Origin of the sequence: Gemella cuniculi DSM 15828, assembly GCF_000425665.1 — a bacterium.
Classification (GTDB): Bacteria; Bacillota; Bacilli; order Staphylococcales; family Gemellaceae; genus Gemella; species Gemella cuniculi.
Genome location: NZ_AUDW01000027.1, coordinates 18,589 through 42,307, shown reverse-complemented (window position 1 = coordinate 42,307; position 23,719 = coordinate 18,589). Strand labels below are relative to the sequence as shown.

Annotated in this window: 15 protein-coding genes; 11 read left to right on the top strand and 4 right to left on the bottom strand. The window is 27.9% G+C overall.

The genetic code is table 11. The annotated features are described in order from the left end of the window. From H612_RS10480 to H612_RS10055, 3 genes are all read right to left on the bottom strand, one after another. Positions 1–163: helix-turn-helix domain-containing protein (locus H612_RS10480; protein ID WP_156882775.1), on the bottom strand; the 163-nt coding region annotated here is incomplete at its 3' end. A gap of 115 nt (positions 164–278) precedes the next feature. Continuing rightward, positions 279–1,559, bottom strand: a complete 1,281-nt coding sequence (gene serS / locus H612_RS0104005) for a serine--tRNA ligase (protein ID WP_027130283.1) — start codon at positions 1,557–1,559, stop codon at positions 279–281. A 318-nt stretch (positions 1,560–1,877) separates the two neighbouring features. Further along, entirely contained in the window at positions 1,878–7,181 is a 5,304-nt protein-coding gene (locus H612_RS10055) for a pneumococcal-type histidine triad protein (protein ID WP_051210134.1), read from the bottom strand. A gap of 250 nt (positions 7,182–7,431) precedes the next feature. Here H612_RS10055 and H612_RS0103995 point away from each other — a divergent pair, with 250 nt between their 5' ends. The 6 genes from H612_RS0103995 to H612_RS10170 all read left to right on the top strand — a co-directional run bounded on the left by H612_RS0103995 (position 7,432) and on the right by H612_RS10170 (position 14,205). Beyond that, complete coding sequence (locus H612_RS0103995; protein ID WP_027130282.1) at positions 7,432–8,271, top strand: sulfurtransferase; 840 nt, start codon at positions 7,432–7,434, stop codon at positions 8,269–8,271. A 131-nt stretch (positions 8,272–8,402) separates the two neighbouring features. Further along, positions 8,403–9,773, top strand: a complete 1,371-nt coding sequence (locus H612_RS0103990) for a sodium:solute symporter family transporter (RefSeq protein ID WP_027130281.1) — start codon at positions 8,403–8,405, stop codon at positions 9,771–9,773. A 1-nt stretch (position 9,774) separates the two neighbouring features. Next, the gene (locus H612_RS0103985) at positions 9,775–10,689 is read left to right on the top strand and encodes a hypothetical protein (RefSeq protein WP_027130280.1); all 915 of its coding nucleotides are present in this window, start codon (positions 9,775–9,777) and stop codon (positions 10,687–10,689) included. A 45-nt stretch (positions 10,690–10,734) separates the two neighbouring features. Further along, a complete protein-coding gene (locus H612_RS0103980) occupies positions 10,735–11,286 on the top strand; it encodes a GNAT family N-acetyltransferase (protein ID WP_027130279.1) in 552 nt (183 codons plus the stop codon). A gap of 455 nt (positions 11,287–11,741) precedes the next feature. Continuing rightward, positions 11,742–13,550 carry an oligoendopeptidase F gene (pepF, locus tag H612_RS0103975; RefSeq protein WP_027130278.1) on the top strand — a complete coding sequence of 603 codons (1,809 nt, stop codon included), beginning with the start codon at positions 11,742–11,744 and terminating at the stop codon, positions 13,548–13,550. A gap of 277 nt (positions 13,551–13,827) precedes the next feature. Then, positions 13,828–14,205: a hypothetical protein gene (locus H612_RS10170; RefSeq protein ID WP_027130277.1), complete on the top strand. Its 378-nt coding sequence runs from the start codon at positions 13,828–13,830 to the stop codon at positions 14,203–14,205. Positions 14,206–14,398: 193 nt separating this feature from the next. Here the strand turns inward: H612_RS10170 and H612_RS0103965 are convergent, their stop codons facing one another. Further along, positions 14,399–15,229 carry a metallophosphoesterase gene (locus H612_RS0103965; RefSeq protein WP_027130276.1) on the bottom strand — a complete coding sequence of 277 codons (831 nt, stop codon included), beginning with the start codon at positions 15,227–15,229 and terminating at the stop codon, positions 14,399–14,401. A gap of 238 nt (positions 15,230–15,467) precedes the next feature. On the opposite strand from H612_RS0103965, the gene H612_RS0103960 reads away from it, so the two are divergent. The 5 genes from H612_RS0103960 to rho all read left to right on the top strand — a co-directional run bounded on the left by H612_RS0103960 (position 15,468) and on the right by rho (position 23,694). After that, positions 15,468–19,133 carry a UvrD-helicase domain-containing protein gene (locus H612_RS0103960; protein WP_027130275.1) on the top strand — a complete coding sequence of 1,222 codons (3,666 nt, stop codon included), beginning with the start codon at positions 15,468–15,470 and terminating at the stop codon, positions 19,131–19,133. A 160-nt stretch (positions 19,134–19,293) separates the two neighbouring features. Beyond that, the gene (locus tag H612_RS0103955; protein ID WP_027130274.1) at positions 19,294–20,109 is read left to right on the top strand and encodes a 6-phosphogluconolactonase; all 816 of its coding nucleotides are present in this window, start codon (positions 19,294–19,296) and stop codon (positions 20,107–20,109) included. Positions 20,110–20,113: 4 nt separating this feature from the next. Then, entirely contained in the window at positions 20,114–21,442 is a 1,329-nt protein-coding gene (locus tag H612_RS0103950; RefSeq protein WP_027130273.1) for a hypothetical protein, read from the top strand. A 23-nt stretch (positions 21,443–21,465) separates the two neighbouring features. Next, positions 21,466–22,338 carry a DMT family transporter gene (locus H612_RS0103945; protein ID WP_245570449.1) on the top strand — a complete coding sequence of 291 codons (873 nt, stop codon included), beginning with the start codon at positions 21,466–21,468 and terminating at the stop codon, positions 22,336–22,338. Positions 22,339–22,425: 87 nt separating this feature from the next. Further along, positions 22,426–23,694, top strand: a complete 1,269-nt coding sequence (gene rho, locus H612_RS0103940) for a transcription termination factor Rho (RefSeq protein ID WP_035500290.1) — start codon at positions 22,426–22,428, stop codon at positions 23,692–23,694. Positions 23,695–23,719 lie beyond the last annotated feature (25 nt).

The following is a 23,719-nucleotide window of genomic DNA, read 5'->3' as shown; positions in this document are numbered from 1 at the left end:
CTTCTTCTGAAGTATAAGTTCCATCTTTACATCTCTTTATTTCTCGTGATATTGTTGATACATTTACTCCTATTTTCTTAGCTATTTTTCTCATAGAATAGCCTTCTTCAAGTAATATTTCTATATTATTTCTTTGTTTTATGGTAAGATATTTATAACTCATATATGAACCTCCGTGATGTTTTTGTCGTTATTAACATTTTACACGATTGTTCTTTATGAGTCTTTTTTTATGTCTTACTGTTGCACTTTATTTTACAACTTATCATTATTAAACTTTAATATCTTTCTATTCTTTCAATATTTCTCATATATGGACGAAGTACTTCAGGAACAGTAATAGATCCGTCTTCGTTTTGATAATTTTCTATAATTGCTGCAAGACAACGCCCAACCGCAAGTCCAGAACCATTTAAAGTATGGATAAATTCAATTTTTCCAGTATCCTCACGTTTGAAGCGCATATTAGCACGTCTAGCTTGGAAGTCTGTACAGTTAGAGCAAGAGCTGATTTCTTTATAAGCATTATAACTTGGTAACCAAACTTCAATATCATAAGTTTTAGCACTAGAGAATCCAGTATCACCTGAACACAAAGTAATGACACGATAAGGTAAATTCAATTTTTTAAGAATACTTTCGGCGTGCCCAGTCATAATCTCAAGTTGCTCATAAGAATTTTCAGGTTTAGCAAAACGAACCATTTCTACTTTATTGAATTGGTGTAGTCTGATTAAACCACGCGTATCACGCCCAGCACTTCCTGCTTCGGATCTAAAGCAAATACTAAATGCAGTAACGCCTTTTGGAAGCATGTCTTCGCTCAAAATTTCATTGTTATAGTAATTAGTTAATGGTACTTCAGCAGTAGGAATAAGTGTTAATCCTTCAGATTCTACAGTGTACACATCTTCAACAAATTTTGGGAATTGACCTGTACCAAATAGTGCAGTTCTATTAACAAGCTGAGGAACCATAAATTCTTCATAACCATGTTCAACGACATGTGTATCAATCATAAAATTAATTAATGCACGTTCCAACATAGCACCAGCTTTTTTGTAAAAAACAAATCTGCTGCCAGATATTTTAGCAGCACGTTCAAAGTCAGCAATATCTAATTCTTCAACTAAATCCCAATGTGCCTTAGGCTCGAAATTAAACTCTCTGATTTGTCCAATACGGCGGACTTCAATGTTTTCATCTTCATCCTCTCCAATAGGAGTTTCATCAGAAATTAAGTTAGGGATGCGAATAATTTTTTCATGAATTTCTTCTGAAATTTGTTTGACTTCAATATCAAGACTGGTAATTTCATCAGACACTTTTTTCATCTCAGTGATAACATCTGTTGCATCTTCACGTTTTCTTTTTAATATAGCTATTTCTTCACTTTTTTTATTACGAAGTGCTTTTAAATCTTCTACTTTAACTAGTAATGAACGACGTTTTTTATCAAGATCAATAAGTAAATCGACAACATCAGTTTCTAAATTTCGTGCTGCTAATTTTTGTTTTACCATTTCTGGATTTGCTCTAAATAATTTAATATCTAACATATAAATTCTCCTTATTTATAAAATTTATTAAACTCAATTATGTAAAAACTTTAATTGAGTTTTAAAATAAAAATCCCTTACGTTCACAAAACGTAAGGGACGACTAGTATCGTGGTTCCACCCAAATTCAATCCACCGGATTCTTTAAAAATAAATTTGATTTAACTTTATAGTAGAATTTTAAAATGAACTTTAGGTGTTTTCACCAACCACACCTTCTCTGAAAAACTCTTAGATTAAAATATGTCTATAATCAAATTTTAATATTTATTTAAGATAATTTTACTTTATTTATAAGTGTTTTGTCAAGTGAATTTTCTATTTTAATTGAGTTTTTTCAAAAGTTTCTAATGCTTTAAAATAACCTTCAGTGGCGGTTAAGTGCCAAGGTAAATTAAATTCTCTAAAATGTTTTAACCAAGCAAGAGTGCGACGAAGTTTTCCAGGTTTATTTTGAAAAATAGAACGAGCTTTATTTTCAAGTTCTGTTATTTTATTGTTAACTATGGCTTCATCTACTTCACCGGAAATCTTCGGAATTTCTATGTATGGAATTTTGTTTTGTAGATACAATCTCCAACCTGGACTTTTGATTGGATAGTAGTGATTGTGATCACCATGATTTACAATCATTTGTCCATCTTGAATTTGTATGTTATCCGCTGATAATCCCATACTTTTTGCTAATGTTTCTAATTCACTTTCGAAATCTTCCTCTAAATCATTTGACATGTTTGGAACAACAATTTCGTTTAAAGCTAATTTTTTTTCTGTACCATTATATTTGAATACTAAGTAGTTATTTTCAACTTTTATATCATTAGTTTGTAGTCCGTAGAATAGAGCGATATAATTTTTTTTGTTGTTGATTTCTGCTTTGGTAAGATTATTGGAATTATTTTCTTGTTCTTTTTGTTTTAAAAATTGTTTAGCTTTTTCTAACTGTTCTTTAGTTAAACTATCTTTTCTAACATAATGATTGTGGTCACCATGCTTAACTACATATCCATTTTCATCTTCAGAAATAATGTTTTCTACATTAAATTCAAAATTATCTTCTGTTTTATTAGAGTTATTTTCTTCAACATTGTTATCTGAATTGCTAGGATTGTTTTCTTGTTCTTTAAGTGCAGTTTCTAGTTTTTCTTTTATGGCGTTTAGTTCTCTATTTGCAGTAATTAATTTGTTTTTAGATTTATCAACGCTGTATTCGATATCAAGGGAAACAACCCTTGCTTCTTGTTTTAATTTAGCTGCAACATTAGAATTTAGTTTCTTTTCATTTTTAAGTTTTTCTATTTGATCCTGAAGTTTTTGTGCTTCATCAGTAAGATATTTTTGTGTTAATTCATAATTGTCTTTTATAGAACCACCATCTACTTTTTCAAAGTTTTTGGATATACCATCAGGGATATTTTTTCCATTAGGAATATTTAGTTCTGTAGAAGAAAGATTATTCCTACTAATATCTAAATATTCAAGAGTTTTATTTTTTTCATTAAGTTTTAGGCTTGAGATATAGTTATTAGCTATGCTTAAATACTTAAGGGTGCTAAAATTATTAATTCCATCTAATGAGGTTATTTTATTATCACTTAAGTTAAGGTTTATTAATGAATTTTGTTTTGCTTTAGGTAGATTAGAAATATTATTTTTACTAGCATCAAGATTTTCTAATTGACTTATTTTGTCTATACCTTCAAGATTTTCTAGTTTATTATTTTTTATTTCTAAAGATTTAAGAGAATTATTTTCAATATTAAGATTTTCAATTAAGTTATTATTAACTTGTAATGTTTCTAATTTATTAGTATCATTTAAATGTTTTAGTGTATTAATTTTATTGTCATTAGCTACGAGAGTTTTAAGATTCGGTAAATTTTTGATTACTGATAAATCTCTAATATTACTATTGTTCACAGTAAGTTCTTCTAAAGATTCCACATTTAGTGTAGATAATTCAAGATTAGAATTGTTTGATAAAAATAGGCGTGTTAAATCTTTTTTACCATTGAGTGCATCTAATTTTGTTAATTTATTATTTTCTAAACTTACAGCTTTGAGTTTTGATAGATTTTTTAGTGCTGAAATATCACTGATATTATTGTTATCTAAGTTAAGAGATTCTAAGTTAGATAAATTTTTTAATGATTCGATATTTTCAATATTATTACCAGCAGCTGCAACAACTTTTAAATTTGGATAGTCTTTTAAGAATGTAATATCATTAACATCATTTTGTGAAAAATCTATACCTTCTAAAGTAGGGATATTTTTTAAGAATGAGTAGTCTTTTATACCAGTTTTAGTTAAATATAATTGTTTTAATTTTTTAAATTTATAAACTGGAGTAATATCATCAATAGGAGTAAAACCTACACCTAAAATTTCAATATTTGGCATAAGTTCAAGACCTTTACGTTTAAGTGGATCTTTATTTTGCCCAATATTCAAATATTTAACAGTTGCTAACCATTGTTTCATTTTTTCTGTATCAGTTTCATTTTCAGGAAAGCTTGTATCAGCTGTTGCATGCTGAATATCGTGGATAATATCATCATCAAAACCTAATTTTTTAAGAGTTTCAGCACCACTATTAGCATGTGGATCTTCTATAGGTTTATTTAAATCTATATCATCAAGTAAAATACTATGTGTATGATCACCATGTGGATATAAAAGGGCTTTTCCTTTTTCGGTATCAATGACTTGAATAGTGTTTTTATCAATGCCTAAACTTTTAGCTAGATATTCTATTTTTTTCTGAATAATGTCTTCTTCGGTATTAGAATTATTATTTGTTAAATCAAAATTATCAGGATATTTTGCTGTAGAAAATTCTAAGTTGGGAAGGAAATCTTTTACTTCATTAACGAAACTTTCAGCAGCCAAACGAATAGATTTTCCGTTTTCATCTTTATTGTTTAACTTGTTGTAATTTTCTCCAAATGTTGCTTTTCTTTCTTTTCCATGAAGTAGGGAATAGTGGAGAATATTTTTCGCATTTATAAGTCTACCAACTAATTCTTCTACTTTTGATTCGGAAATTTGTGCTTCACTTTCATAGATAGTTTTAATAAGATAAGCTAATTCTTCTCTTAGGTTGTTATCAATTTTATCACTGTCAATATTTTCTAAGAAGTAATTAATATAACTTAATGCGGTTGGCCCAGCTTGAGAATCAAATTTTGAAATTTCATTGAAAAGATGCTCAATTTTTGTAAATGTATTTGTATCATGATTTGAGCTTGCGTTATTTAATTCATCAATTAAATTAGATTTTGATAATCCAAAACGTTCAATATTGTTATTTTTCACCTTAGTAAGCAGTTCATTATATTTTTTTATAAATTCTTCATCGGTAGAGTTGTTGTTAGTATTATCGATGTGAATATATTTTTTATCAAAATTTTCTAGCATAGTAAGGTAACCTTTTGTTGAGTTAGTTGGTAATTCATCAACACTAGCTTTTAATTGTTTTAAAGCACGATTAATACGATTTATTTGTTTTTTATTATCTTTATTAATAGTCTCATTATCAGAAATTAATTTATCGATTTTATCAAACACTGTCTGTTTATCAAAATCTCCGTTAACGAATGGTCCGATAATATTAGGAATCTTATTTTTAAAATAAGCCTCAGCACCGCCAGATTTTATTTTAACGTAATGATTATGCGAACCATGTGGAATGACAAATTTATTATCTTCTACTTTTATTTTATCAGGATCTATTCCTGTACGTTCAGAAAGAGCAAGTAATTCTTGTTCGAAGTCAACTTCTGGATCTCCTGTAACTTCTGGAATTTTGAATTTATTTCTAGGAATTAAATAAGGATGAATGTGAGTAGGGTCATATTCATGTGATGGTTCGTTAAAGATAAAGAAGTCTCTAGTAACCTTGACTGCCTCTTTTGGGACACCATAAACATCAGCAATATAATCTATTTGTTTTTGAATTTCTTCATTTAGAATATTACTATCATCTCCAGGATGAATTTCACTTAGTAGTATAGTGTGAGTATGATCACCATGTGGATATACTAGTGCTTTACCATCTTTTGTTTCGATAATTTTAATTAATTTTTTATCGATATTAAGTAGTTTGGCTAAGTAATTTATTTTTTCTTGTATTTCATTATCAATATTATTTTCAGACGGTGTTTCTTTGTTAATATTTTTTAGTAAAACAATAGTGTCATTATATTTAATAGCACTACCATCATTGGTAATAACAAAACTAAATTTATCTTTTGGTAGATTTAATTTTTTAGAAAGATAATCAATTTTAGAAAGAACTTCGTTTTCTAATTTAGAATATTCTTCTTTTGCTGCAGCTAAATGTTGAAATGGGATAAGATTTTCAAACTTGCTATTAACTAGTTGATAGTAAAATATAAAGTGTGTATGTCCATTGTGTGTAACTAATAATCCAGAAGAAGTAGTGGAAGTTATACTATTTGAATCAAGAATAAAATCGTCACTAGTCTTATAGTGAACACCAGAAAACTTCAAGATACCTGAATATTTATTAGCAGATGAATTATTATTGTTATTTTCTTTTTCAGGTATAGAAGGTTTTAAATCTGGGACACTTGGAATAGGATTATTATTATTTTGTTGTTGTCTAGAGTTATTATTTTTTGTTTTCGGAATGTAGTGATAATGATCGCCATGACGAACTGTATATCCATTTTCATCTTCAGCAACTATATCTTTTGGATCAAAAACATACCCATCATTATCAGAAGAGTGACTGTTATTTTGATTGTTTACAAGTGGTTTGCTTTGATAACTATTATTTTGGCTGTTGTTAGAAAGTAAATACTCCCATTTTGTACCACGAAGAGCACTAAATGGAATAATATGATTATGACTGCCATGTTTAACAATAAAACCAAAGCTATTTCTACCAATAATGTCACTTTCTCCTTTGAAAATATAGCCATCACTAGTAGGATGAGTTATACCTGCAGTAGAGCTTGATAAAACATTATTTACACCATTAGCACGAGCTTGTGCAAGTTCTGCAGCACTTAAGTCACTTTTTTTAATATAATGGTAGTGATCACCATGACGAACTACATAACCATCCGCAGTTTCACTTACGATATCTTTTGGATTGAATTTATAGTTATCTTCTTTTTCACTGGAAGAGTGCGAATGATGATGAGATGAAGAAGAAATATTTTTTGCAGTTTCTTCATCAACAATATTTGTTTGCTCAATCCCTTCTTTAGGATAGTAGTAGAATTTTCCATTTATTTTTATAACATAACCTTGTGCAAGTTCATATTGGATATCTTCATCTTTCAATTTATAATTTTTATCTTTATAAACAAGTTTATCTAAAATTTTTGCATTGTAAGGAACCAAACCTTTTTCAAAATGACTGTGATCGCCATGCATAGCAACATAGCCATCTTCAGTAATTTCTGTAACTACAGTATCATTAATTTTATCCGCATAAGCTATTTTTTTCACTTGCGAAATATTTTGAAGAGTGGGTGTAACATTATTATTTGTTGAATATTTTCCGTATTGATAACCGCCATAACATGCAAGAGTAACTGCCAAGGTACCACAAGTTCCCAAAACTAAGTTTTTTTTATTTTTGTTCATATATTTCTCCTTAATTTTTTATTTCAAAAGCATTCCGATTTATTTTAACACATTATTTATTTTTTGTAAATAGTATTTATTACGATTTGATGATTGATCAATAATTTGATGAAATAAATTTATTTTGAGAAGTGTTTTACTACAAAATATATGTTATTTAAATAGAAATTATATATTAAAAATATGATTTTTATTTTTAAATATGTTATAATAATCCTTATGATTAAAACTTAAGAAAGGAGGAAAATTTATGACGAATTTTAATTTTGAAAAACTAGTGGATGTAGAATATTTATTGGAGAATAGAGATAACAAAAATATTGTTGTGATTGACGCACGTGGAGGAATGTTAGAAGAAAATTCTTTAATGTATGATAGAGCGATAGTTGTTGATTGGACAGATATAAGTTTATTAGGGGAATTCGGTGGTGAAGAATTGGGTAAACTTCTTAGTAGAAAAAACTACAGAGAAATTTTTAAAATTTTAGGTATAGAAAGTAATTCTGAAGTTTTAGTTTATGGTTTTACTATGCCAGATCGTGGCTTTGGTGATGAAGGACGTTTGATCTATACTTTTGACTATGTGGGATTTGATAATATAAAAATTATTGATGGTGGTTTTGAAAAAATAGAAAAACTAGGATTCAATAAAAATTATAATCCTTCAATTGATAGAGTAAATGTTTCTTCTGTAGAAAGAGAAGCGGCAACTGATAATTCTAAGTCTATATTTACAGAAGAATTGCTGACATTATTAGATGATGATAATGTTCAAATCTTAGATACTAGATTAGAAGTCGAATATAATGGGCGAGTTATCTACGGAGAAAATAAGGCAGGGCATATCCCAAACGCTATATCTTTACCATTTAATTCACTAGTAAATCAAGACGGTTTTATAAAATCAAGGCCAGAATTAGAAAATTATTTTAAAGAAAAGGGTCTTAATAAAGAAAAAATACAAATTACGTATTGTACAACTGGGGTTCGTGCATCTTATGTAGCGGTAATATTGGAAGAATTAGGATATAAAGTAAGGAATTATGAACCATCATTTGCAAGATATGCTAGTTTTGGTGAAGTGGAATAAAGAAAATAAAGTAATAGCAATATTTATAGAAGAAAAAATTTTTTCTTCTATAAATATTTGTAATCAATTAGTTTGTATAATATCAGATGTATTAATAAAAATAAAAAAATTAAATAAAAGGAGATCAATTAATGGAAGGAATAACAGGGTATTTATTTTGGGGATTTTTAGTAGTTTATGGATTTATTATGTTTATGTTGTCCCCAAAGAAAGTTAATGAAGCAGGATTTTTTAAAGGTGATAGTAATAAAGGAGAAAAGCCAACTGAAATGATGTTGATGCTGAGTATTTTTATAAGTTGGATTTTTGCGAAATCTGTTACTAATGCTGCAAATCTTGGGGCACAATATGGATTTGTTGGAGGATTAGCATATGCTACATATTGGTTATGTATTCCAATTTGTGGACTTGCTATTTATCGCTTAAGAAGAAAGTATCAAGCTAAAGGATTAGTTAGTTTTTTAAATTCTAATTATGGAAAAGCTGCTTCAGTTGCTTTTTCTGCAGCAATTTTAATTCGTCTTTTTAACGAAGTTTGGAGTAATACATCAGTAGTTGGTGGGTATTATGGAAAATCAGGAAGTAAAGAATTTATTATTTCAGCAATTTTATTTACAGCTATTACGTTAGGTTACACTGTATTAGGTGGACTTAGAAGTTCCATTGTTACTGATGTCATACAAGCGATAATTTTTATTTTCTTCGTAGGTTGGGTAGTGACTTTAATCTTACCACAACATAGTATTTCTGATTTTGTAACATCAGGTTCTTGGGCTATGAATGCAGGTGTTGATATGTTATTAGTTACTATTTTACAATTATTTAGTTACCCATTTCACGATCCAGTATTAACAGATAGAGGATTTATTGCGAATGAAAAAACTATGTTACGTGCATTTTTTGTTTCAGGAATTTTAGGATTTATTTCTATTCTAGTGTTTAGTTTTATTGGTATTCACGCAAAATTAATTGGAATGGAAGTAAGCAGTAATGTTCCTGCTGCACTTGGAAAAACTTTAGGTATTGCAGGATATTTTGCAATGATAGTGGTTATGGTTTCAGCTGCTGGTTCTACACTTGATTCAACATTTGCAAGTTTAGGTAAATTGACTGCTAAAGATTTACCCGAAATGGCAGGAAAACCTTTGAAAAATCCAAAACTAATTGCGATTGTATTTATGATTGTGTTCGCTATTGTAGGTAATCTTCCTATGATTATGGGAACCGATATTTTAAAAGCAACAACTATTAGTGGTACAATGGTAATTGGATTAGCACCAATATTTTTACTTCATGGTTTTGTTAAACCGACTAAACTAGGTTTTCACTTAAGTTTTTGGATTGGGATTGTTTTAGGGGTTTTATTAACAATTAATTTAATTCCAGCTAGTTGGGCAATAGGTAATGGTAAGAGTGCTTTACTTCTAGGTGTAAACTTATACGGATTAATTTTATGTACACTAGGATATGTTATTCCAGGAGTATTTGCTAAAGGAAAATAGTATGGAAGAAAAAGGTAGAAATTGTTCAATAGATTATATTTTGAAAAAAGACTGGTTAGAAAAAGTAAAAAAAATTGATAAAGAAGTTGTGTACATAGTTGGCGGACTTTATGGAAATAGATTTGCTCTTGATATAATTAATAATTTTTCTAAAAAAGAAAATGCACAGATCATTTTTAATGGGGATATGCATTGGTTTGATGTTCAGAAAGATGACTTTTTAAAAATAGAGAATTTATCAAAAAATTCGATAAAATTATTAGGAAATGTTGAGTATGAATTAATTAGTAAAAATAATTTTTTAGGTTGTGGTTGTAATTATCCTAAAAATGTAGATAGTGGAGTAGTAGAGCGTTCAAATATTATTCATAATATGATGAAAAATAATCTGACAGAAGATAGTGTTTTGAAAGAAATAAAAAAACGTTCAAAAACTATGGTTATAGATTTATTTGGCAAAAAGGTTGCCATAACTCATGGCGATGAAAAGAGTATGTCAGGTTGGGAATGTTCACATGATAATTTAAAAAATAAAACTCGACAAAATGAATTAGATAGTTGGTTTGTTAAAAATAATGTGGATATACTAGCTACAACACATACATGTTTGCCTGCACTCTATAATAATGGAAAAAATATAGTTGTCAATAATGGAGCGGCAGGAATGGCAAATCTTAAAGGTACTACTTATGGATTGATAACTAGAATTGCAAAATCACAGCATAAAGAAGCAATTATTTCCGAAAAGATAGCAGATATTTATGTAGAACTTGTTAAAATTGATTTTTCTATTGATGATTTTTTAGAGTGGTTTGAAATTTGTTGGGACGAAAATTCACCAGCAAGCATATCTTATAAAAATAGAATTTTAAATGGAACTACTTTAGAACGAGATGAAATAAAAGTATCAATTTAGAAACTTAAAACAAAATTAATATTTATTAAAGTTACGAGAGGCATTATGATTAGAAAAGCAACAATAAATGACAAGAAAATTCTAGAAGGTCTAGGAGAATTTATAGAATCATTGGAACTAGATATATTGAAAGAAGTATCTAAAGATGAATTCTATAAAATTTTAACTTATGTTTTTGAATCAACTGAAGATAGATTTAGTTATAAATATTGTACAGTTTATGAAGAAAATAATAATATACTAGGATTTTCTTTTGGCTATCATTATGACAAATTAGATGAAATGCAAAGTTTTTGGTTTGAAAATGTAATAAGGAAATTTGGTTTAAAACCCGATACAATAATTTTTGATTATGATGAAATGTTAGAAAATGAATATTATTTAGACACATTGTATGTTTTTTCAGAAAATCGAGGAAAAGGAATAGGAAATAAACTTTTAACTGAATTTGTAGATTTAGAGTATAAGTTAAAAAGTTTAAATGTTGCTCAATCTAATCATGGTGCAAGAAAACTTTATGAGAACTATGGCTTTAAAAAAGATTGTGAAATATATATTGGACATGAAAACTACGACCATATGATTTTAAAAAAATAAAATATAACAATTTTATCAAGAATATGTTAAAAGAACTAACCACTAAGAGCGTAAATAAGTTTTTAATGGTTAGTTTTTTTATGTTGTTTTTGTTCTAAATAAAGTTAAATAATAATATTACTATTTAACCAAGGACTTATATTTTATTTATAATAGATTCTTTTGCTTAAAGATAGTCCAGCTAATTTAGCTAAGGAAAATTCGGAAATATAAAATTAGAGAAAAAAGTTATGCCTTGTTATTATTAATTTTTACATTCTACAAATTATTTATAAATGTAGTTATAGAGGAAATATAGTCAGAATTTTCATGGGATTTCATACAAAATTCTTTAAACATATGCTATAATTATAAATAAGTAATTAGGAATTTTCTGATTATAAACTCTTAAAGTTTTAACAAAGGAGAATTTTCTAAATTACTTTGAAATTTTGATTTATATAAGGAGAAATAGTATGGCAGAATTATTAAGGAAAGATCAAAAACTAGAGAATACCTGGGATTTAGAATCTATCTTTCCCACTAGCGAAGATTTTTGGAAACAGTTTAGAGAAGTAGAAAATTTTATTCCTGAAATTAAAAATTATCAAGGGAAAGTAAAAGAAGGAGCAGCTGCACTATTGGAGATTTTTAAAACATCTGAAAAGTGGATGTTAAAAATTGAAGAGTTATTGATTTACGCTCATTTAAAAAAAGATCAAGATAGTACAGATGCAACCAGTGTGGAATTGTATGCAAAAACTATGGGCTTATATTCTAAATACGGAGCAGAGTGGGCATTTTTAACTCCAGAGCTTCTTTCAGTTGACGAAAAGATCATTGATGGATATTTAGAAGAATTGGAAGAACTTAAACTTTATAAATTTGAAATGGAGAAATTAAATAAAAAACGTCCACACACACTAGCTCCTGAACAAGAAAAATTAATAGCGATGGCTGGTGATGCACTTCGTTCAAGTGACGAAACTTTTGCTGCATTGAATAATACAGATGTGATATTTAATGATGTTTATGATAAAGATGGCAATAAACATACTTTAACACATGGAACTTATGGAACATATATGGAGAGTACGGATAGAATTCTTAGAAAAAATACTTTCTTTTCTTTGTATGAATATTTTGAAAAACATATTAATACTTTAGCATCTACTTTAGCAGGTAATTTAGAAGTTAAAAAGTATTATGCGGATACTCACAAATATTCTTCAACAAGAAACCACGCCTTATCTTCAAATTTAATACCAGAAGAAGTTTATGATAATTTAGTAGAGGTAGTAAATAAAAAAATTCCAGCTTTGCATAAATATTATGAACTACATAAAAAAGCAAAAGGTTTCGAAGAGTTTAGATTATATGATAGAGCGGTATCTATGGTTGATGGAGAACCCATTAAATTTACTTTTGAGGAAGCACGTGATATAGTTTTGGAAGCTGTAAAACCAATGGGTGAAGATTATGTGAATAATATGAAAAAGGCATTTGAAGAACGTTGGATTGATATTTATCCAAATAAAGGTAAGCGTTCAGGAGCTTATTCATGGGGAGGATATACAACAAAACCATTTATTTTACTAAATTTTGATGGTACTTTAAACGATGTGTATACTCTAATTCATGAATTAGGGCATTCAATGCATTCATATTATACACGTAAAAATCAACCAGAAGTTTATGGGAATTATTCGATTTTTGTTGCAGAGGTTGCATCAACTTGTAATGAGGCTTTGTTGACAGAATATTTATACAATAAATTTGAAAAAGAAGGTAATAAGGAAGGAATGCTAAGAGTTCTTAATGAAGCACTACATGGTTTTGTTGGAACAGTTTACCGACAAACTCAATTTGCAGAATTTGAACATTTGATTAATGTACATTTGCAAAATGGAGGAGCAATTACAGCAGATTTCTTAAATACAGAATACTTAAATCTTGTTAAAAAATATTATGGAGATGTATTTACTTATGATGAAGAAATTAAATATGAATGGTCAAGAGTACCACATTTCTATTATAATTATTATGTGTATCAGTATGCAACCGGATATTCAGCAGCACAAGCATTATCAAGATTAATATTAGAAAATAGCCAAAATGCAAAAATATATATTGATGAATTTTTATCGAAAGGAAATTCAGATTATCCAATTAATGTCCTAAAAAATGCTGGAGTCGATATGTCAAAACCAGAAGCTGTAGAATTAGCATTAAAAGGTTTTGAGGAAAAAATAGAAAAATTTGAAAAATTGTATTTTGAAAAATAGTTGGTATGAATAATTTATAATTGCTTAAAAAATAAATGAAAAACTTCAAACGAGAACTAAGTGATAAATTTTTACTTAGTTCTCGTTTTGTAATAAAAAAAATAAATGTTAACGCTTAAAAATATCCCCCTTAATATTTGATAAAAAAATAAAGAATAATCTTTAAAGAAATAAAAAAATATTATAAAAAATATCTTTATTTTTTTGTTTTTTCTCTTGACATTATTAGCATATCTATATATAATGTAATTATATTACAGGGAAGGAGGCGAATATGATGAAAAAATTATTAACAGTTTTAGCAGCAGCAGGTATTGTCGCTACATTAGCAACTCCAGTAGCTAGCGCGTTCAAAGATGTACCAAACGATATGTACACTCAAACAGATGCTAACGGAAAAGCAACAGATGCTCCAAATGGTGCAGATTTATACTACAACCAACAAGGTTTAGCTAATAAAGATGAAAATCCAAAAGCTGATCCTAAAAAATTCCCGTTATACGAACAACGTGATATCAATGGAAATCTTGTTTCACCAGCTGAAGCTACAAAACCAGCAGCTAAACCAGCTGAAGCTACAAAACCAGCGGCTAAACCAGCAGCAACTCAAAAAGCTGTGAAAAAAGCATTACCAAAAACAAGTGCAGTAAAATAATACTGATAACAACGTTTAAGACCATGAAGAACCTTATGTTTTTGTGGTCTTTTTTATTTATTGTTAAAAATAATTTTGGTTGTATAGTAAATTTAGGTACATAGGAAAAATTTATGCACCTAAACTTTATTGTAGAATTAAAATTTAAAAAATAATTATATAAGTAATGGAGATAAAAAGTTAAAAAAACATTTTATTTTTTATTCAAAGTTACTAAAACTAACTCTATTTGATTGTTAAACCTTATAGGAAAAGAACTATTACCAAGGCCTTGAGAAACAACGAGAGTGGTTTTATTTTGTATATAAGTTCCTTTTATATATTTCGGAAAGAAGCCTTGACTTGGGGAAAATATTCCTCCAATAAAAGGAAGCTGCCATTGTCCTCCGTGTGCATGTCCAGAAAAAACTAAGTTATAATTTGTTTTTGCATAAAGATCAATTTTTTCAGGACGATGAGAAAGAAGGATATTAAATTCATTTTTAGAGTACAAACTAGAAAGCATATTTTTAAAATTTTCTCTATGATTAAGTTCATCTTCTTTGAAAAAATTATAATCTTCGATTCCCACTAAACAGATTTTTTCATCTCCTTTTGTTAAATAAGTTTTTGTATTATTTAGGTTAGTAATATTTAGTCTCTTTAATATTTTTTTTAGCTCATCGTATTCTTTTAAAAGTCTTAATTCATGATTACCTGATACAAAATAACAAGGAGTGATGCTTGATAATTGAGAAAGAATATTATAAACAATATCCATATCATTATTATAATTATCAAGGATATCCCCAGTTATAACAATAATATCTGGGGAAAATTTTCGAAGTTTTTCTAAGAAAAATAAATCGCTAATTCCAATCTTTGCACAATGAATGTCACTAACATGTGCTATTCTGAAATTTTTGAAATTTTTTGGTAGATTATTGAAAGTTAAATCTAAGTGAGTTGTTTTTAATTTTTTATTTTGTTTTATTAAAGTACCAGCAGCTATGATAGGTGCTAGTGTTAAAAGTTTGTATTTCATTTGGTTCACCTTTGCTTGATTTAATATAATTTTATTTAAATATCCTTACTCTCATATTGTACAGTAGAGAATAAGGAAAAATTTAAAGATTCAGACTTTTTAAAATTAAAATAATAATACTAATAAAAAAGTATTGTAGATATCATTTTAACTTTATCGTAATAAAAATATTATACCATAGTGCCCACTTTATGTTAAAATAAAAGATGGTTAATTTTATTTATGAGGATAAAAATTTATGATTAAAATAGAAAAAATGGATGATTTTACATTAAATAGGAAATATCCACCAACTCCACCACAATGGCAGGCAATATCTTTAACAGGAACTGATGTATTAGTGGCAGCGGCAGCGGGAAGTGGGAAAACGGAAGTCCTATCTGAAAGGATAGCTCGGAAAATTGCATTAGAAAGATGGGATATTGATAAAGTTTTAGTTTTAACGTTTACGACAGCTGCAGCTAAAAATATGTTGGTGAGGATTGAGAATAAAATAAGTGAAAGACTTTTATATACAAATTCAGAAGAAGATAGAAGATATTTAAGAAAACAACGTATGCTTATGAACGATGCTTATGTCAGTACAATAGATAGTTTTTGTTTAAGCATTTTAAAGAAGTTTTATTATCTTGTTGAAGAGGAGATAGATGGAGAAAAAATTTATTTATCACCTAATTTTAGTGTTCTACCAAATAGTAAGAATCTTTTGATAGAGTCAATAGGGCAAGTATTGGAATATTATGCTAATCAAAATACAAATTTCACGGATTCTTTATTCACAATATTAGGCGATAGAAAAAATATAATATTTTCTATTCAAGAGACTTATCAAAAACTTTTAACAATACCTAATTTTGAAAATTATATGGAAAATAATTTTTTATTAAATACAAAAAAAGTATTATCACTTTTTAACTTTGATGATTTTTATGATTTGCTAGAAAAGTTTAATAGTTTAGAAAATCTAACTACAAAAAATTCATTGCAGATAGCTAAAGATTTTTCTGAATTTTTAAGGGGATTTATTAAAAATTACAATGTAGAAGGTATAATAGAAAAAATTTTTGAAGAGAGTAATTTAGATAGTGTTAGAAAGAAAAAGGTGAAAAGTTTTTTAGTAGGTTATGAAGAAAATTCTATTTTTGGTAGTTCATTGGAAAAAATCTCACAGTTGGATAATATAATTTTAAAATTGAATGAGGTGATTGGGAGTGAGAAAAATATTTTTGATACAAAAGTATTAAATGATATTTTTAGTGAGTTGACTTCTTATGCTGAAATATTTAGTATTGTTTTTAATTTGAATAATTTTATTGAGGCTTATAAAGAGGTTTTGAAAAAATCTCACTTTGAATTTTTAAAGAAAAAACGTCAAAATAATTTTTTAGATTTTTCTGATTTAAATCATCTTGCAATAAAGGCTCTAACAAAATTTGAAGATGGAGAAATAGTGTTAACAGAGGCTGCAGAATATTATAGGAATTATTTTTTAGAAATTTATGTTGATGAATACCAAGATAATAACAATCTTCAAGAGTATATTCTAAATTTAATAAAAGGTGAAGAGGTTCATTTCTTTAGAGTTGGGGATGTTAAGCAGGCTATTTATGGCTTTAGGGGGTCAAATCCGGATTTATTTGAAAAAAAATATAATAGTTACGAAAATTTAGGAATAGAAAATTATAACCCGTTAGAAAATTATAACTTTGAAGTAAAAAGCAAAGGGATTTGTATTGTTCTAAAAGAAAATTTTCGAAGTGAGGAAAATATTTTAAAGAGTAGTAATTACATATTTAATAGATTGATGAATAACAAAAATGCAGGGGTAAGTTATAGTGAAGAAAGTGCACTTTATTACCCAAGTGTTAAGAAAAAAAATACTAAAATTAGACCTACTCAATTTATAAGTGGAGAAATAAATTATTTTACAAATGAGAAGATTTTGAATACGAAGGATTATAGAGTACAGTCTATTGAAAATATTGTTTATGAAATTCTTAGAGGTGTTGGAGAAGGAAGAAACTACAGTGATTATGCAATTTTGGTACGAAATAGTACAAAGATGCAAGATTTTAAAAAGGTATTTTCAAAGTATAATATTCCTTTATTTTTTAAAGAAAAAATAGGTTTTACTAACTCAATGTGTTTTAATATATTGTATAATCTTTTTAGGTTTTTAGATAATACAAATAGAGATAGTAGTTTACTTGCACTGTTACATAGTGAAATTTTTGATTATAGTAACGATGAATTGTTGAAACTTTCATTATGTACTGGAGAAAACTTGTTGGAAAAATTAAAGAATAGTGAAGATGGGAAAGACTTGGCGACGGTTAATATTTTAAATAAATGGTTGAATTTTAGTTTAAATAATTCATTAAGAGATTTGTTAGGAAAGATCGTTGATGATACAGATTTTGTTAATTATTTATCTACAATAGATATTAGTGATGAAGAAGTTGATTATTATGAAAATTTTGTTGATATAGTAGAAGAATATCAAAATATTGATAATAAACTAAGCAATTTTGTTGAATATTTAAAAGATATTAAAAATGAGGAAATTTTTGAAACTAAAAAGCGTATACCTAATAATAGTGTAACCTTGTCAACTATTCATATTTCAAAAGGATTAGAGTATAAATTTGTTTTTGTGGCAGATCTTGATACAAAATTTAGTAGTCGTGGTTATAGTGGAGAAATTTTGTTTACAGAAGAATTTGGATTTAGTGTAAATGTTGAAAATTTATGTGAAAAATATAATATTTCGATGATTAATTCAAATTATCTCTCTAAACTTTACAACTTAAATTCCATTCTAATAAAACTTAAGGAACGTGAAGAAGAAATTCGTAATTTGTATGTAGCACTAACTCGTGCAGAAAAGGGACTTTATTTAGTTAGCCCTAAGGGAATAAATTTAAATAATGAAAAAAGTAGAGAAGAATCATTACAAAAAACTATTTTAGAAGCTAGAAATTTTGAAGAGATTCTAAATGTAGTTTTGTGTTTCTATAGTGATGGAGCAGAGCATGAGAATGAACATAATGCTGAGTTTGAAATTTATGAAGTTTTACATGAAGAAGTAAAATTATTAAAGGATAAAAATAATTTTAATTTAGAAAATTTTTGTAAAGAATTTAATAAAAAAGAGAAAAGAGAAACTGGGGATAAAGAAAGAATAGTTCTTAAGAAAAATAAAATTTTTCCAGCAAAAACCTCTTATAGTGCCTTGAAAAAAATAAATGAGGAACTACTAATTAAAGAAAAACAGGGTGCAGATAAAAAAAATTATCTTGAATTATCAAATTTAAATAAGGTTACTAGTACGAGTAAAGCAATTATGAAGGGGAACATAATTCATAAACTTTTTGAACGAATAGTTTTTGACGTAAAACAAGGCGTTGAAATAAGTGATATGGATAGTTACCTTTCTAACTTGGAAAAAACTCAGAGCACTACAAAAAATATAGGAGAACAACGAATTCTAACTAATGAAGAGTATCAGCTTATAAATAATGAAGATGATAAAGAAAAAATTAATAATTTTTTGAGAAGTGATGTATTAAAAATGATAAAATCTTCGAAAAATTGTCAAACAGAAATTGCATTCACTACTTCAAAAAAAGCGTATGAACTTTATAAACAAAGTGATAGTGATGTGGAAGTCATTCTGCAAGGAGTGGTTGATTTATTGATTAGTGTTAGCGATAAAGAATATGTAATAGTAGATTATAAAACAGATAATGTGCCCAAAAATAGTGGAGAAAAAATATTAAAAGAAAAACATAGTGAACAATTAAGAATATATAAGGAAGCTGTAGAGAAATATTATGGGTTAAATAATGTAAAAACATATATTTATTCATATACACTTTCGAAGTTAATTGAGATAAAGCATTAAAGGTATGATGAAACACTTTTCTAATAATAAAAAATACAGTGTGAAGTAATTTAATTATTAAAAAGAAGAAATATTCTAAAATTTCTAGTCATTGTTAGTAGGCTTCAAATATGATATAATGTAAGTTAAAACAAATAGAATTTGGTATGGAGGTGAAAGTATGAAATATATAGTTTGTAATAGTGAGACAGCGGTTTTAAATAGAATGTATGATGAATTTGAAAAGCATTTAGAAGATGGTGCGGTAATATCTTTACCTGAACAAATAATAAATACCCAGTTTACTAATAGAATGGTAGATGATAATAAAATGGGGAAATATCGTTATAAACATGTGATTTTAGTGGGGCAAAGAGAATTTTCTGATATAGATATAGAAGAAAATTTTGGATTATATAGATACTTTAGAAGAGAGTTATTAAGAAAATTAGATGTTGATTTTAAAAATGTTTATTATCCAGAGTGTATAAATAGTGAAGATAATCAAGAAGAATTGAACAATTATAAAGCAATATTGAAAGAAAATGAGATAGATGTAGCTATTATAGTATTAGGTTCTGATGGAGAAATATTAGATTACAAATATGCAAATGAACAGAATAAGGACGTTCATTTAGTCGAGTTTTCGAAAGGAGAAAAGCAACAACTCCAAGATTCGGGAATGGAAATTCGAAGTAACAAACTAATTAGTATAGGATATGAAAATCTTTTAGCTGCAAAAAATTTATTTATAATTGTAACAGGAGCAGATAAAAGAAAATACATAGCAGAGCTATTTGAACAAGAAGATACAGAAGAAAAAACAATTTTATCAATATTGAATGAACATAAAAATTTAATTATTTTCACAGACAAGGAAGCAAGTTATAAATCTGAAGAAGAAGTTAATAGACTAATAAAACAAAAGCAAAGGCAGCTAGAAGTGAAAAAACGTGAAGAAGAGTTGAACTGTAATGAAGAAGTAAAGGATAGGTAATATTATGAATGATTATCAGAGGATTATAGATTATGATTTTAGTGATGTAGTTCTTGATGATAAACTTGTAGTAAAATTTAAAATAAAAAAAACATTCAGCGAATCATTTTTTATAAGTTTGTTTTCCAATAAACGGGGAGAAAGATTTATATTGAGAACACCAGATACTAAGAGTGCAATAATTGGAATTGGTTATGAAGCGACTTGGCTTTTGGATTCTAATGATTTTCTAACAAGTTTCGATAATAATAGTATTCTTTCAGGTTTTGAAGAATTGAAAACTCAAACTACATTTTTAGATATTGATGAACACGATGATGAGTATTTTGGCATATATGGTGGAATTTCTGATGGGAACAATAAAAACAGTCAAGAATGGGTAGAATTTAGTGATACAACATTTGTTGTTCCAGGGATACTTGCAGTTTTCAAGGAGGAATATATTTATTTCACCTTATTTTTCAACATGAAAGAGGAGAAAGATTTTTCTACATTATGGAATCAAAGAATCGCATTTTTGGAAAAACTAGAAGATTATGAAGAACAATCTAATGAACCACAAATATCTGTAGTAAGAGATATTTATCCTGAACTTTGGCAAGAAAATATAAGAGCTGCACTTCTTCAAATTGAAAGAAAAGAGTTAAAAAGAATAGTACTTTCTAGAAAAAATTTAGTCTTATTGGAAAATAATACGTCATTAGGAGCAATAACAAAATATTTAATGAATAAAAATAGATATTTTATCGCTTTTGAATCCAAAAAAAGTTTATTTATAACAACAAATCCGTTGATATCATTAGACGTTAATAATATTGATTTCAAAGCATATTTATATTTAAAACAAGAAAACTTGTTTAATGATGATTGTGCTATTATGTTTGATGAAGAGGATATAATCGGACAATATAAAAATAATTTAGAAAAAAGTTTTGAGACTGAGTTTGAAATTATTGATGATAAATTACGTATGGGCAAAAAACTGGATGTCTATTCTGTTTTTAAATCTAAGATAACGGACAAACAAAAAGCAATTAAAGCACTGAGTATTTTGTATCCTATTCCTCTTATAAAAGGTTATCCAGAAAATATGGTACAAGAATTTTTTAAAGAAAACAATAATTCTGGTTATGGATTTTGGTATTCACCATTTGGTTATATCGATAGCAACTTGAATGCAAAATTTTATACTTGTGGAAATATGATGATTGCACAAATGAATATGATAACTTTATTTACAAGTATTTTATTATCCAAAGATGAAAATTATAATGAAGTAGTTGAAAAATCGAATCAAACCGTAAGTTCAAGCCTAAAATTATTTAATCACTAGGAGGAAATATGTAGTTGAGTACAATGAAAAAAGGAGCATTTTTGACAATTTTGGGAGCAACATGCTGGGGTCTGTCTGGTGTGTTAGGTGAGTATTTGCTTAACGTTTCTAAAATAGATTCGAAATGGGTGATATCGACAAGGTTGTTTTATGCTGGATTAGTATTATTAATAATCTTGTTTGTGAAAGATAAAGCTGCAGTATTTGAAGTATTCAAGAGTAAAAAAGATACTTTAAGACTTATAAATTTCTCATTTTTCGGTTTATTAATTTGTCAAGGGACATATTTTTTAGCTATTAAGCACACGAATGCGGGGATGGCGACAGTGATTCAGTTTACTGGACCAGTTATGATAATGATATACTACTGCGTTATAAATAAGAGATTTCCAATGTTACGTGAAGTGATTGCAATAATTGCTTCGCTATGTGGTGTAATTTTAATGGCGACACATTTAGACTTTAGTACACTTACTATTTCTACTTTAGGTCTATTTTGGGGAGTTTTATCTGCAATTGGATTGGCAAGTTACAATATTTCGTCCATACGATTGACAAAAAAATATGGTGTAATACCTATTATAGCTTGGGGGTTGTTTATTTCTGGAACCGTGATTTATTTTGGAACAGGTAGCTTTTATATTCCAGATAATTTTGGAATAATAGATTTTTTGTGTATGAGCGGTGTTGTTTTAATAGGAACTATTATATCATTTAGTGTATATTTAGAGGGAATAAAGTTAATAGGTGCGGTAACAGGAAGTATTATTGGTTGTTTTGAACCAATAGCTGCTATTATATTTTCATTTCTACTTTTGGGAACAACATTTAGTTTGTTAGATTTAGTCGGAGCTGCATTTATTTTATCAGCTGTAGTTATTTTAAGTAGGAGATAAATTTAAAAATGTATGATGAGAATATTGGTTTGACTAATATTCTCATTAGTATTGTTTAAGATTATAAAAAAGAAATGAGTGAAAAAGATGAGTAATCAAAGTTTTGATGATATGTATAAAAGTAAGACTACTAAAGAATTAACAGTTCTTGCTAAAGAATTAGGAGTACCACGTTACTACACTCTTAATAAAAAAGAGTTGGTACTTGCAATTTTGGAAAAACAAACAGAAAGTGAAGACCATTATTATGCAACTGGGATATTAGATGATATTCATCCTGATAATGGTTTTGGTTTTTTAAGGACGGTAGACTACAAAAAAGGAGAAACTGATATTTATATTTCTGCATCACAGATTCGTAGATTCGAATTGAAAAAAGGTGATGAGGTAACTGGAAAAGTTCGTAAACCACGTGAAAATGAGAGATATGCAGGATTACTTCAAGTCGATTTTGTGAATGGAGTAGATGCAGAAGTTGCCAAAGGACGATCACATTTTCAAGCACTGACTCCAATATATCCGGAAGAAAAAATAATGTTGGAAACTACGAAAGAAAAATTGTCAACAAGATTTGTTGATTTAGTAGCTCCTATAGGATTTGGACAACGTGGTTTAATAGTTGCACCACCTAAGGTAGGTAAAACAACATTACTAAAAGATATAGCTAACGCTATTAGAAAAAACTATCCTGAGAAAAAACTTATTATTCTTTTAATTGATGAAAGACCAGAAGAAGTTACAGATATGGAACGTTCAGTAAAAGGGGCGGATGTTGTTAGTTCTACTTTTGATGAAACTTCTGAAAATCATGTAAAAGTTGCTGAATTAGTAATTGAGCATGCTAAAAGACGTGTAGAATTAGGGCAAGATGTTATAATTTTGATGGATAGTATTACTCGTTTGGCTCGTGCATATAATATTGTAGAACCAACTAGTGGGAAAGTACTGAGTGGTGGAGTTGATCCATCAAGTCTTCACAAGCCAAAGGCGTTTTTTGGGGCTGCGAGAAATGTAGAAGCTGGGGGAAGTTTAACTATTATTGCTACTGCTTTAATAAATACTGGTTCGCGTATGGATGATTTAATCTTTGAAGAATTTAAAGGAACTGGTAATATGGAAATTGTGTTATCTCCTGAATTAGCAACAAGAAGAGTTTATCCTGCAATAGATTTCTTGCGAAGTTCTACAAGAAAAGAAGAGTTACTTCTTTCGGAAGATGAAGTAAGAATCTTGTGGCAAACAAGAAGAAAATTAGAAGATGTAAGTGAACCGACAATAGGGGTTTTAAATCATTTAAGAAAACATAATAATAATCAAGAATATATAGCAGAGATGAAAAAATTTATAAAAGAATAGAAGATTATTAGACACAATATAGTTG